Source organism: Aeromonas sp. YN13HZO-058 (assembly GCF_001921245.1).
Lineage (GTDB): Bacteria > Pseudomonadota > Gammaproteobacteria > Enterobacterales > Aeromonadaceae > Aeromonas > Aeromonas allosaccharophila.
Genome location: NZ_MQSY01000059.1, coordinates 52,597 through 65,721 on the forward strand (window position 1 = coordinate 52,597; position 13,125 = coordinate 65,721).

A 13,125-nucleotide genomic window follows, 5' to 3' on the forward strand; every position below is an offset into this window, starting at 1 on the left:
CCCTGCGCCCATCATCGGCATCAGGAAGATCAGCGGGAATGAAGAGCAATAGAGGGTTGACCGGGTTTGTGCTGCTCTGTGCAGTGTTGGCGGCGGGCAGTGCGCAGGCCATGGTGGAAGTGAAGGTGCCGGATAATTTTCGCATCCTCGCGGTGAGCAACGGCACCTTGCAGGATGAGCAGCATGCCACCCTGGCGGATGGCGAGCAGCAACTGCTGGTGCGCTTCGAGGGGGTGATCCCCAGTCGCAGCAGCAGCGAGAATGACCGGCAGGTGCGCTCCGAGCCGCAGGTGGTGCGCTATCAGGGCAGCAATCAACATTTGCAGCTGACTGCCAGCGTACCGGGAGACGAGCGGGGCATGCAGGCGTATGCCAAGGCACCAGTGGTAGCGTTGCAGGAGAATGGCCGGGCGCTTGCCATCCAGCAGGATGCGCTGGTGACCAGCGGCATGCTGCTTGGGGTGGATTGGAACGGCAAACTGGCTGAATACAACCGCAGCGGCGGCAAGGCGGCGTTGACGGCCGTCGCCGTTGCTGCGCAGCCAACGGCTACGCTCGCCAGCGGGGCGCAACCCGTTGTGGCAGCCAGCGAGCTGGAAGGGCAGTTGCAGCAGTTGTTCCTGCAGGCCGATCCGGCCCTGCGCAAGCGCTTCATCGGTTGGGCCGTGCCGCAGCTTTAAGTTTTCCGCCCGTTGCAGTAACGTGGACACTCCTTTTTCAGGCGCTCTGTTCATCGTACTCAACGAGGTTTTCATGTTTGAATTGCATTCACGCCTGCAGGCAGATACCCGGTGGCTCGGGGATCTGCCCCTCTGCCGTGTCTTGCTGGCCAAAGACAGCCAGTATCCCTGGCTGATCCTGGTACCGCGAGTGGCTAACTTGCGGGAAATTCACCATCTGGCGCCGGAGCAGCAGCAACAGCTGATGCAGGAGTCCTGCGCCGTCGCCGCCCTGATGGAACAGGCCCTCAGCCCGGACAAGATCAACATAGGGGCGTTGGGCAATCTGGTGCCGCAACTCCACCTTCACCATGTCGCCCGCTTTGCGACGGATCGCGCCTGGCCCGGCCCCATCTGGGGAGCTCATCCGGCCGTGCCTTACGAGCCACAAGTTTTGGCGCAGCAGGCCGATACATGGCGTGCCCGGCTCGCCAAGCTGAGCGGTTTCACCCCTGTGGCTGCTGATAACGGAGTCAACTGAGAGGCGTGTCGCTATTTCAGTCTCCGGGCCGCGCCATCTGTTAGAGTTATGGTATAGATAAGCCCATTTTCGAAGTTCAGGAAGGTCCCATGATAGTGACAAGATCCGATGACGATGCCGTATTGACCACAGAGGATGTGCTGCTCAGCCTGTGCAACTCGGTGACGGACGTTTTGAGTGCCGCGACCATGAGTCAGGTGCGTTTTTCCGGCATGGTGCAGCGGATCAGCAAGACCTGCCTCAAGCCCGATATCGGCTGTTTCGTGCTGTTCGATGGCGGTTTTTCCGGTCTGGTGGTGATCAACTTCTCCGCCGCCGCCGCCATGGAGCTGTACGAGAGCTACATGCTCAGCATGGGGCTCTCCAAGGAGGATCTCGCCATCTCCCACACCTCTGACGAGGTGAGCAACGTGATGGGCGAGCTGATGAACCAGATCGTCGGCAGCTTCACCGTCAAGGTGGGCCGGGATCTGCAGACCCACATCACCCAGAACCAGCCGAAGATGCTGGCCCTCAACAAACAGGTAATGCTGAGCGTCGATACCAATCTCGACAGCCCGGAGTCCCGCCGCGTCACCTTCTTCACCGCCCGCAACAACATCTTCTATCTGGAGCTGGCGATGGACAAAACCGAGTTCATCCGCATCCACAATGAGGGGATGGAGCATGAGGAGCTGGATCCCGATGCGCTGATCGCCCAGACCAAGCTGGATGCTGCCAAGCCGGTTCAGGCAGCAGCCCCGGTCGCCAACGATCACGACGATCTGCTCGACTCCCTCGGGATTTGAGGCGCAAGCCAGACGACATCAAGGCCACTTTCGAGTGGCCTTGTGTTTTTGCGCTGTATCGGGGGTCAGAAGTTGTAGAGCAGGCCGGTGCTGAAGCGGGTGGCTTGTGAATCGTAGAAGCTGATATCCGAGCTGGATTTGCCATACGCCGCGCTGGCGGTCGCCGAGAGGGCGCTAACGCCAAACAGGTTGTGCCAGAAGAAGATGGCGTTCGCCGCAAACTCGTCGGCATCGGCGTACTGGCCGAAGAGGGGGTTGGCCTCGTCATAGTTGCTCTGGCCGAGGTAGAGGTTGCTGACAAATGACCACTGGGCGCCCCGCTTGGCATAGGTCAGCTGTATGCCGCTCTGCTTGTAGCGCTGGGCGCGCCCGTCGAGATCCGCATCGCGATAGATCAGCGCGGGCTCAATCACGTGGCCGCCGCTCAAGCGCCACTGATAGGAGAGTTCGAGGGCGTGGATCTTGCCGTTGCGATCGAGGGCCGAGGCGTAGTTGGTATGGTGGATGGCGTCGTATTGCTGGCCGCTGCGCTCTTCATCCACGTCGATGTTGCGGGTGGTCAGGCTGCCATTGAAATTGCTGCCCCAGATATTGTCCCAGCTTGCCCGCACGCCGGTCGAGTTGATGTCGGTCGAGCTGCGGGCCACCCCCACGGCAAACGGATCGCTCCACTGCTCGGTTGGCATGGCGCTGAACACCAGCGAGCCGCCGACAATCCCCTTGTCCCCCAGCTCCTGCCGCAGCCCCAGTTGCTGGGTGAAGTCGAAGCGAATGGCATCCTGGATCAGGTTGCCGAGAAAAATTTGGGTGCGGGTGTCGGCAAAGGTGTAGCGGATGTCGGCATTGATCAGCGGCGTGACGGCCGAACTGCTCTGCGGGCTGCCCAGACCGGAGAGGGTGTTGTGGTCATCATCGCCGCTGTAGAAGTTGGATTCGTAGGTGACGACATTGATGCCGCCCAGCAGAAAACCGGACCAGCCGGACTCTTTGGGAATGCTCCCCAAATCGGCATGGGCGCTGTTGGCGACAAGCAGGCCAAGGCCCAGCAGAGAGATGTGACGCATCGAAGTGTTCTCCTGATCCGATCGTTCGGGATGAAAAGATGAGGTTCAAGCAGCCGACATTCGTCAGCCAGCTCACAGAATCGTGACGCAACGGGATGAGATAAAGAAGAGTTCCCCCTGTTGTGCTGGTATTCTGTACCGCGAATATCGGGGGAAAACAACAAGATGAAACAGATTAAATCCTGGGCGCAATATTACGTCGATCTGATGACCAAGCTGGGACTGGTGCGATTCAGCATGTTTCTGGCGGCGGGCATTATCGTGCTGGCGGTCGCCATCCAGATGGGGGTGACCCTGTTCCTGCGCGGTAATATCGATGTGATCGACTTTGTTCGCTCGGTCTTCTTCGGCCTGCTGGTGACCCCCTGGGCCGTCTATTTTCTCTCCATCGTGGTGGATCAGCTGGAGGACTCCCGCCAGCGGCTGACGCGCATGGTGCGCAAGCTGCAGGATATGCGTGAGCGGGATCTGGAGCTCAATACCCAGTTGCAGGAGAACATCAGTCGCCTCAATGCCCAGATTGCCGAGACCAACCGGGCCGAGAGCCTGCGTCTGCAGGCCATCGAGGATCTGGAGAACGAGGTGTTCCAGCGGGAGAAAGCCCAGCTCCATCTGGGGGAGCGCACCGCCCTGCTGCGCTCCTTTATCGACTGCTCTCCCGATCTGGTCTACTACCGCAACGAGGATGAGCAGTTCTCCGGCTGCAACCGCGCCATGGAGGAGCTGACCGGCAAGGTGGAGGCGGAACTGATCGGCCTGACCCCGTTCGATGTCTACAAGCAGGAGATCGCCAACAAGATCGTCGAGACCGATCGGCAGGTCTTCGCCAGTAACGAGCCGCTCACCTACGAGCAGTGGCTGGAGTATCCCGATGGTCGCAAGGCCTATTTCGAGCTGCGCAAGGTGCCCTTCTTCGATCGCTTCGGCAAGCGGCTCGGTCTGCTCGGCTTTGGCCGCGACATTACCGAGCGCAAGCAGTATCAGGACAAGCTGGAGAAGGCGAGTCGCGACAAGACCACCTTTATCTCCACCATCAGCCACGAGCTGCGCACCCCGCTCAACGGCATCGTGGGCTTGAGCCGGATGCTGATGGATACCCCCCTCGATCCCAAGCAGCATCAGCAGCTCAAGACCATCCACCTGAGTGCGGTGACCCTTGGCAATATTTTCAACGACATCATCGATCTCGACAAACTCGACCGGCGTCGCCTCGAAATTGCGCCGACCCGTATCGACCTGCCCGCCTTCCTCGACGAGCTGGAGACCCTGTCGCGCATTCAGGCGGAGCAGAAGGGGCTCTATCTGCATTTCGATCGCGATGGTGACATGCCGCAATTTGTGATGGCTGACGGTACCCGCCTGCGTCAGGTGCTGTGGAATCTGGTGGGCAACGCGGTCAAGTTTACCGATGAGGGGGGCGTCACAGTGCGTTGCCTCGCCCATCCTGCCGACGAGCCGGGCAAGCAGGCCCTGCACTTCGAGGTGGAGGATACCGGCGTTGGCATCCCGCGCGCCCAGCAGGAGAAGATCTTCGCCATGTACTATCAGGTGCAGGGCAAGAAGCACGCCACCGGCACCGGCATTGGGCTGGCAGTCTCCCGTCAGCTGGTGCAGGCGATGGGGGGGCAGCTCTATGTGGACAGCGACCCGGGCGAGGGCTCCTGCTTCACCGCCGAGCTGGAGGTCGCTTGCGCCGAGCCGGTGCTGGCCGAGCCGGAAGAGGAGATGCCTTCCCTCGATATCCTGCTGGTGGAGGATGTGGAACTCAACGTGACCGTTGCCTGCGCGTTGCTCAACAAGCTGGGTCATCAGGTGCAGGTGGCACGGGATGGCACCCAGGCGTTGGCGATGGCTAACCCGGATGATTTTGACCTCATTTTGCTCGATATCCAGCTGCCGGACATGACCGGCTTCGATGTGGCGGAAAAACTGCTGGCGCGTTATGGCGACAGCCTGCCGCCCATGGTGGCGCTCACCGCCAACTCAACCGGCGATCGCCAGTACTATCGGGATCACGGCATGCAGGATGTGATCAACAAGCCCCTCGGCTCCAAAGCGGTGCGGGAGGTGATTGGCCACCTGTTTGCCGGTCTGGCCGAGGATGAAGCGGACGAACAGGCGGATGCGGGCAATCAGGATGCGCTGCTGGACTTGCCCTTCCTCACCGATTACGCCGATACCGTGGGCAAGCCGGTGCTGCTCTCCAGCGTCGATCTGTTCGAGAAGATGATGCCGGACTACATGGCGGTGCTCGACTCCAACATGATCGCCAAGGATCAGGCCGGCGTGGTGGAGGAGGCCCACAAGATAAAAGGGGCGGCAGGTTCCATCGGCCTGCGCCGACTGCAGCAGACGGCCCAGCTGATCCAGAGCCCGGATCACCCCGCCTGGTGGGAAAACGTAGAAGACTGGATTGAGACGCTGCGCCGCGAATATCCTGGCGATATCGCCCGTCTGCGGCGCTGGTTGTTGTCTTGAGACTGGTGGTTGTCTTGAGTCTGAGGGACGTTGTTGGCAAGGAGCTGCAAGATGTATAGCCGTTTGATTACCCCCGCGCGCATCCACCCCTGGGGGGATGAGGCGCTGCTGGAGGCGACCGAGCAGGATCGCGCCCGCATCGTGCAGGCCGCGCCGGTGCGCCGTCTGCAGCAGAAGACCCAGGTCTTTCCGCTCGATGTTAAGGCCTCGGTGCGCAGCCGCCTCACCCACTCGCTGGAGGTGCAGGAGACCGGCCGCCAGATCAGCCGCCGTATTCTGGCCGCCTTGCCTGCAGGCATGGTCTGCGAGGGGGCCTTTATCAATCTGGTGGAGATGTCCTGCCTGCTCCATGACGTGGGCAACCCGCCGTTTGGCCATTTTGGCGAGCAGGTGATGAGCCAGTGGCTCGGCGAGATGCTCGATCCCCTCTATCAGCAGGCGCTGGCGCAGCCCCCCTCGGCCCAGTGGGCTGAATTGCGTCAGGATCTGCAGCTGTTCGATGGCAATGCCCAGAGCCTGCGGCTGGTGCACAGCCTGCACGAACTCAACCTGACGCTCGGGCAACTGGCGGCGCTGTGCAAATACCCGCAGCAGCCGCAACCCGGTGTGAGTTATGGCCAGCATCACGGCTGGAGCAGCAAGCGCGGCATCTTCTTCAGCGAGCAGCCGCTCTACCGCGCCCTCGGTCAGAGCCTGGGGCTGGCCCCCGGCTGTCGCCATCCGCTGGTCTACATCATGGAGGCGGCGGACGACATCTCCTACTGCATCGCCGATCTGGAAGATGCGGTGGATCGGCGGATCCTGACACTGTCAGAGCTGCTGGTGGCGTTGCGCCGTGCTGATGGAAGCGACTATCTGGCTGTGTTGCTGGATGAGGCGCTGGCCTCTGGCCGGGGCTTTTTCCCCCATTTTCGCCAGCAACTGACCCGGGATCTGGTGGTGCTGGCGGCGCAGAGCTATGTCAGCGAACATCAGGCCATTTTGTTGGGATCCTATCCGCAGGCGCTGCTGCACGGTCAGGCGCCGGCGGCGCGGGTGCTCGATATCCTCAAGCAGGTGGCCCGCGAGCTGGTCTTTATGCGCCCCGAGGTGGAAGCGCTCGAGCTGGAAGGGTATGCGGCGCTGCGCGGGGTGCTGACCAGTTATGCCTGCCTGTTGGCGCTGCCGGCGCGGCAATTTACCCGCCTGCTGGTCGGGGAGGGGAGTCAGGATCTCTTCTTCGCCCGCCGCCTCTATCACCGTCTCTCGGCCCGCCATCTCAAGGCCTACCGGCTGGCAATCGCCACCCCGGACTCGCGCTTTGCCTGCCAGCATGAGCAGGAGTGGTATTACCGGGTGCGGCTGCTGCTCGACTACGTCAGCGGCATGACAGATACCTATGTGCTGGAGGAGTACCGGCTGCTCTCCGGGATCTGATGCCCGGGGTTGCCCTTGTCAGGCAGCATAAAATGCCAGGAAAACGTTTAAAAAGGAGTCGCAGGAGGCTTGTTTTAAATTCGGATATTTTTTAGACTTCTGCAACCTGTTCAACTTTTACTCGGTAAGGAGACGAATATGCAACATCTGATGCTCAATATTGCATTCTCTCGCGGCACTGCGTGCGGCGTGAAATCTCGTGCTCTTTTACCGCGTGGCGTAAACAGGTAACCCCTGTCTTTTTATCACCCGCGGTTCGTCCCGCAGGGTGATATCCACTTTCTCCGGGAGAACCGCATGTTCTACTGGAGAATGTCATGTCTATCGAACTGGTTTTACTGCGCAGTGTTGAATCCCTGGTCCAGAGAAGGATTGCCCGGGTCGAGCGTCGTCTCGTGCAGGTCAATCTGTCACCCGCCCTGCTCAGGGATATCGGGCTGGAGGGGTATCAGGGTCAGGTCTCCCTCGTTCGCGAGCGGGAGTATCAAACCGGCTTCCGACTCGGGAATCGAATAACCTGATGGAAGGGGCCTGTATGGCCCCTTTCTTGGCCTTGATGGCAGACCCCGGTCTGCCATTTTCATTTGATTAAGCTGTGGTTAAGTTAACGCGCGAATATCCATTCGCGAATTTTGCGAAAATCTCTATTATTTGCGGCCGACTTTTCTTTGGATTCAGGTTATGAGCCGCACTCGCCGTTTATTTCAGTTTATATCCCTGCTGCTATGGTGTGTGCTGGGACTGAGTGAATCTAAAGCAGGGCTTAATCCATTGGCGCTTACAGAGGCCGAACGTCAGTGGAGCGCGGCCCATCACGAGCTGATCATCGGTATGCCGATGATGGGAGCGCCCCCTTATAGCTACAAAGATGCGGTACAGGGGTTCAACGGCCCGGTGCCCGAGATGGCGCTACTGATCGCCAGAGCGCTCGGCTTGCCCCTGCACTACAAGGAGTTCACCTCCTATGACGAGGCGCTGAGCGCGTTGCAGGCGGGCAAGGTGCACATCATCATCAATTTTCAGCCCGGAGAGCAGTGGGAAAACCAGATAGCCTCGGTGCCCTTTCCGTTCTTCATTCCGCAGGGGGTGCTGCTGAATCGCACGCTCACCCGGCTCTCTCTTGACGAGGCTCGCAAGCTTAAATGGGTCTGCATGGTCGGGACCGACTCCTGTGGCCAGCTCGAGGCGCTGGGTCTGGTGCCGGTCAAGGCGGTGGAGCGGCGCAGCGAAGCCACCTTCATGCTCAAGCAACAGCTGGCGGATGCCTATCTGGCGGATATGCCATCGCTGTTGTCGGAGCGGGCACAAAACCCCAATGCCGGTTTTTCGATTGTCAAACCGCAGTGGGCGCCGGTCTCCTCCCTGTCCGTCAATATGCTGCGCAACAACTCCGGGCTCACCAGCCTGATAAACCGGGTCATGCCCGAGCTGCCGGTGACGGATATGCGTCCGATCCTTGAAGCCATCAATGGGGGGCAGACTACGGCATCGGGGGAGATCACCACGGTCAAATTTACCCCCGAGGAGCAGGCGTGGCTGCGCACGCATCCGATCTTGCGCTACGGCATCTCGCCGCACTGGGTCTCGATGAGCGAGTTCAATTATCGTGGCAAGCTGGTGGGCTACGTACCCGATATGGTGGCCCTGCTGCGCCGCTACTCCGGGCTGGAGTTCTCGCTGGTGCGTACCGAATCCTGGCGAGAGACCCAGAATTTGCTCAAAAAACACCTGATCGACTTTATTCCGGTGATGAGCCCGTCGGCAGAGCGCGAGCATCTGGGGATTTACACCCCCAACTACATGTTTGTTGACCGCGTCATCGTGGGGGGGAGAGAGAGCAAAAATCTCTCCGACATCGAATTGGTGCGAGGCACGCGGGTCGGCATTGTGGATGCGTCCATTGACGAGGAGCTGTTGGCCTCGCTGGGGGCAATTCCGGTGGAGGTGAAGGATGACAGCCGCCTGCTGCGTCTGCTCGATGAGGGGAGGGCCGATTATGTGCTGCTCACCATGACCACCCTGCCGGCCGCCTTGGGGCGAGGCTTTGAGGATCGCTATCGGGTGGTCTACTCCGGGCAAAACTTGCGGCTTCCCGGCGCCATGGGGGTATCCCCTGCCGACCCCATGTTGCAGCAGATCCTGACCAAGATCCTCTATGCCATCCCCCAGCACGAGATTGACAAGCTTGAATCCCGTTGGCTGACGATGCGGCTGCAGACCGGCCTGGATACCCGCACCGTGGTGCTGTGGTTTCTGGTCTGCGCGGGGGGGGCGCTGGTGTTCTTTACCATCTTCTGGCACTGGAACCAAACGCTGCAGCGGCAAAATGATCAGCGAAAACAGGCCCAAAAGCAGCTCAACGAGCAGCTGGCGTTTGTCCAGACGCTGCTCGACTCCTTGCCGAGCATGGTGGCACTGCGGGATCGCCAACAGAACCTGACTCTCTGCAACAAGGCGTATCGGGAGGCCTTTATTGGCGCCGAATCAGGCGGGGATGGCTGGAGCTATATGCAGACCGAGGAGCGGGAGCAGATGCTGCGTGAAGAGCAGAGCGTCTGGGCGACCGGCGTCAGGCTGGAGGGCGCTGGCTATACCCGGCGGATCGACGACTCCCAGTTCCATGTGGTCTATGTCAAGCTGCCCTACCGGGCGGCAGATGGCGAGATCCAGGGGGTATTGACCGTGCTGACCGATGTCAGCGCCCTGAAAGCCGCCGAGGACAAGGTGCGCGAAGTGGAAGCCATGCTGCGGGACATGACCGACAGCATGCCCGGCGTGGTCTATCAGTATCTGTGGCATCGCTCGGATCAGGGGCGTTTTCTCTATGTCTCGCAAGGGGCGGGGGAGACGCTGGGGGTGCCTTCCCAGGCCCTGATGTCCGCCAGATCCGAGTGGAAGACATTTGGCGTCAGTGAAGAGGTGTTGCAGGCGTTCTTCAGTCGGGTTGCCGCCAATGCGCCGACCCGGACGCCGATCGACTGGGAGGTCAAGGTGCCCCACTACGGTGGCGAACGCTATCTGCAGGTGCGGGGCAGCTTCGTGGAGCACGGGCCGGATACCCTGCTGCTCAACGGCATGGTGCAGGACATCACGGCCCTCAAGCAGCAGCAGTATGAGTTGCATGAGGCGCGCGCCAGCGCCGAACAGGCCATGCAGGCCCGCAGTCGCTTTCTGGCCACCATGAGCCATGAGCTTCGTACGCCGATTTCGGGGATGCACGGCATGCTGGAGCTGCTGCGGATGAGCGACGTGGACGATGATCAGCGCTATCTGCTGCGCAACGTGGTCACCTCGACCAACAACCTGCTCTATCTGGTCAACGATATCCTCGATTTCTCCAAGATCGAGGCGGGCCAGCTTCATCTGGATTATCAGTCGAGCCCGTTGCAGTCGGTGATTTGCGATGCGGTTCGTGGTCATGCCGCCCAGGCCCATGGCAAGGGGTTGCAAGTCGAGTTCAGCTGGGAGAGCGAGGTGCCGGATCGGGCGGATATCGATGCCATCCGGGTGGCGCAGGTGGTCTCCAACCTGCTGAACAATGCGGTCAAGTTTACCGAGCGAGGGGTGATTGCCATTCGCGTCAGGTATCGGGATCAGCAGCTCGCCATCACGGTAGCCGACTCCGGCATCGGGATCGCCGAGGAGAAGCAGGCGCTGCTGTTCACCCCGTTCGAGCAGCTCGACTCCGATATCAATCGTCGTTATGGCGGCACCGGGCTGGGATTGGCCATTTGCGATCAACTGGTGCGCAAGATGGGGGGCTCGCTGAGCCTCAATAGCCGGGCCGGTGAGGGGGCCAGTTTCTGCTTCACCATTCCGCTGAGCAACCCCCACTGGGATCTCCCGGCGCTGACAGGCAGCGAGTGGTGGTATCTCGGTGACGACCACCTGCTGGAACAGACGATGATGCGGTTGGGGGCCAAATTGCACCCTATCGATGCCAACCGGCTGGCTCGGGGGGTCAATGGCCTGCTGCTGGCCGACGAGCGCTGGCTGGCGCGCGATCTCGGCCACAATTGGTTGGAGCGGGTGCAGCAGTCCGGGCTCAAGGGGATCGTCTTCTCCCCTGACGAGGTGCTGCGCACCCGGCTGGGCCCGGCGCGCTGGTGGCGGCTGGGGCTCTCCCCTCTCTATCCGGACCTGTTGCTGGAGAGTGGCCGCGAGCTGCTCTGCGGGGTCGTCAATCCGGTGATGGCAACGCATGCCGACAAGTTGAGCGGTCGGGTACTGGTGGCGGATGACCATCCGGTCAATCGGGCCCTGCTGGAGCGCCAGCTGGGGATCCTGGGGGTCGAGTGCGTGGTGGTCGAGAACGGCGAGCAGGCGCTGCAGGCCTGGCAGGCAGCGCCCTTCTCGCTGTTGCTGACTGACTGCCATATGCCGGTGATGGATGGCTATACCCTGACCAGCACCCTGCGGGCCAATGGCGATCAGGCCCCCATCATAGGGGTGACGGCTGATACCTCTGAGGAGGCGTCGGCCCGCATGGTCGCCGCCGGCATGAACGGCATGCTGATCAAGCCTTATATGCTGGAAGCACTGCGCCAGACGCTGGTGCAGTGGCTGCCAGCCTGCGCAGCCGTGACGCCGGAGCCGCTCACCGGCGCGTCGGCGCTGGCTGCCCGCTGGATGGCGCTGTTTGGCGATGAAGAGGATGCCAGAGCCATGGCCTGCGAATATCTGGCCTCCAATCTGCTGGATCGCGAAGAGATGATGGCGGCGCTGGCGGTCCGCAACGGGGACGCGTTGCTGGAGATCGCTCATCGCATCAAGGGGGCCGCCCGCATGGTGGGGGAGTGTGCCCTGGCCGAACAGGCCGAACTGCTGGAGAGTGCCGCACGGCTCAAGCAGCTGGATGAGTTTGCCGTGCTGGGGCAGGAGGTTGATCTGCTGATCAACCGGGTTACCTACGAGACAGGATTATGGCTGAATGAACAAGCGCGAGCATGAAGTGGTCATCATGGTGGCTGAGGATCATACCTTTCAACGCAAGGCGCTGTTGCATCAGATCCGCGGCTTGGGCTATCGGCAACTGCTGGAGGCGCGGGACGGGGTGGAGGCGCTGGCGCTCTGCCAGCAGCAGAGAGTCGATATCCTGCTCTGTGACCTGCGGATGCCCGGCATGGATGGCATGGGTTTGCTGCGCCGTCTCTCGCAGGCGGGTTTTCGCGGCGGCATCATCCTCTCCAGCGCGCTGGAGGGGGATGTGGTAGAGGCCGTGCTGCGCATGAGCGCCGCCTATGGCCTGCATGTGCTGGGGCGGCTCGACAAGCCCGCCCGGCCGGGGCAACTCGCACAGCTGATTCAGTCATGGTCTCCCGCCCGGGAACCCTCCCGTCAGGAGGAGGGGCACAGGATCGATCTCGATCAGCTCAAACGCGGCATCGAGCAGCAGCAGATCTTGCCCTGGTATCAGCCGAAGGTGAGCTTCGCCACGGGTCAGTGGGCCGGGATGGAGGCGCTGGCTCGCTGGCAGCATCCCGAATATGGACTCGTCTCGCCGGGACTCTTTATCCCGATGGCGGAAGAGCACGACCTGATTGCGCCCCTGACCGAGATCATCATTGGCAAGTCGTTGAGTGATGCCCACCTGTGGGGGGAAACCGGATTGTCGATCAATCTGTCGATGAATCTGTGTGCCAGCTCCCTCAATGACGGCAGTCTGTGCCAGACCCTGATTGATCAGTGCCGGCACTGGAGCGTTGATCCGGCCCTCATCACCCTGGAGGTGACCGAGAGTGCTTTCATTCGTGATATCGGTGCCATGCTGGAGGTGCTGACCCGGCTGCGGATGCACGGTTTTGGCCTCTCCATCGATGACTTTGGCACTGGCTACTCCTCGATGCAGCAGCTGGCGCTGCTGCCCTTTACCGAGCTGAAGCTGGATCGCTCCTTCGTCGATCGCTGCCATGCCGATCCGGCGCACCTAGCCATTATCGAGTCCAGTATCGAGCTGGCCCGCAAGCTCGGGCTCAAAACGGTGGCAGAAGGGGTGGAGGACGCGGCGACCTGGCATCTGCTGGCCAGGCTCGGCTGTGACCTCTGTCAGGGCTTTTTCTCCGCCCGCCCGATGCCGCACAGTGAGTTGGCAAGTTGGCACCGGACTTGGCAAGATAGATTGCCTACACTGATATCTATCTGATTCTGTTGGCTAGCTCCCCCGTTTGAACAAGGATGTT

The 13,125-nt window shown here is 61.1% G+C and carries 9 protein-coding genes; 8 read left to right on the plus strand and 1 reads right to left on the minus strand.

Going from position 1 to position 13,125, the window contains the following annotated elements; genetic code table 11:
* Positions 1 to 38: 38 nt before the first annotated feature.
* The 3 genes from BSP75_RS14680 to BSP75_RS14690 all read left to right on the plus strand — a co-directional run bounded on the left by BSP75_RS14680 (position 39) and on the right by BSP75_RS14690 (position 1,988).
* Positions 39 to 680 (plus strand): DUF2057 domain-containing protein, encoded by a 642-nt coding sequence (locus tag BSP75_RS14680; protein WP_075113694.1) that lies wholly within the window; start codon positions 39 to 41, stop codon positions 678 to 680.
* A gap of 73 nt (positions 681 to 753) precedes the next feature.
* Positions 754 to 1,200 carry an HIT domain-containing protein gene (locus BSP75_RS14685; RefSeq protein WP_075113695.1) on the plus strand — a complete coding sequence of 149 codons (447 nt, stop codon included), beginning with the start codon at positions 754 to 756 and terminating at the stop codon, positions 1,198 to 1,200.
* Between the two features lie 89 nt (positions 1,201 to 1,289).
* A complete protein-coding gene (locus tag BSP75_RS14690) occupies positions 1,290 to 1,988 on the plus strand; it encodes a DUF3334 family protein (RefSeq protein WP_042656806.1) in 699 nt (232 codons plus the stop codon).
* Positions 1,989 to 2,053: 65 nt separating this feature from the next.
* On the opposite strand, the gene BSP75_RS14695 is transcribed toward BSP75_RS14690, so the two are convergent.
* Positions 2,054 to 3,052 carry a DUF2860 family protein gene (locus tag BSP75_RS14695; protein WP_075113696.1) on the minus strand — a complete coding sequence of 333 codons (999 nt, stop codon included), beginning with the start codon at positions 3,050 to 3,052 and terminating at the stop codon, positions 2,054 to 2,056.
* A 165-nt stretch (positions 3,053 to 3,217) separates the two neighbouring features.
* Between BSP75_RS14695 and arcB the strand changes: the two genes are divergently transcribed.
* From arcB to BSP75_RS14720, 5 genes are all read left to right on the plus strand, one after another.
* Positions 3,218 to 5,530 carry an aerobic respiration two-component sensor histidine kinase ArcB gene (gene arcB, locus BSP75_RS14700; protein ID WP_075113697.1) on the plus strand — a complete coding sequence of 771 codons (2,313 nt, stop codon included), beginning with the start codon at positions 3,218 to 3,220 and terminating at the stop codon, positions 5,528 to 5,530.
* Positions 5,531 to 5,581: 51 nt separating this feature from the next.
* Positions 5,582 to 6,946, plus strand: a complete 1,365-nt coding sequence (dgt, locus tag BSP75_RS14705; RefSeq protein ID WP_075113698.1) for a dGTPase — start codon at positions 5,582 to 5,584, stop codon at positions 6,944 to 6,946.
* Positions 6,947 to 7,263: 317 nt separating this feature from the next.
* On the plus strand, positions 7,264 to 7,467 hold the full coding sequence (locus BSP75_RS14710; RefSeq protein WP_075113699.1) for a hypothetical protein: 204 nt from the start codon (positions 7,264 to 7,266) through the stop codon (positions 7,465 to 7,467).
* 250 nt (positions 7,468 to 7,717) lie between these two features.
* On the plus strand, positions 7,718 to 11,896 hold the full coding sequence (locus BSP75_RS14715; RefSeq protein ID WP_253186641.1) for a transporter substrate-binding domain-containing protein: 4,179 nt from the start codon (positions 7,718 to 7,720) through the stop codon (positions 11,894 to 11,896).
* Positions 11,877 to 13,088 carry an EAL domain-containing response regulator gene (locus BSP75_RS14720; protein ID WP_058053060.1) on the plus strand — a complete coding sequence of 404 codons (1,212 nt, stop codon included), beginning with the start codon at positions 11,877 to 11,879 and terminating at the stop codon, positions 13,086 to 13,088. Before BSP75_RS14715 ends, BSP75_RS14720 begins: the two co-directional genes overlap by 20 nt.
* Positions 13,089 to 13,125: the final 37 nt, after the last annotated feature.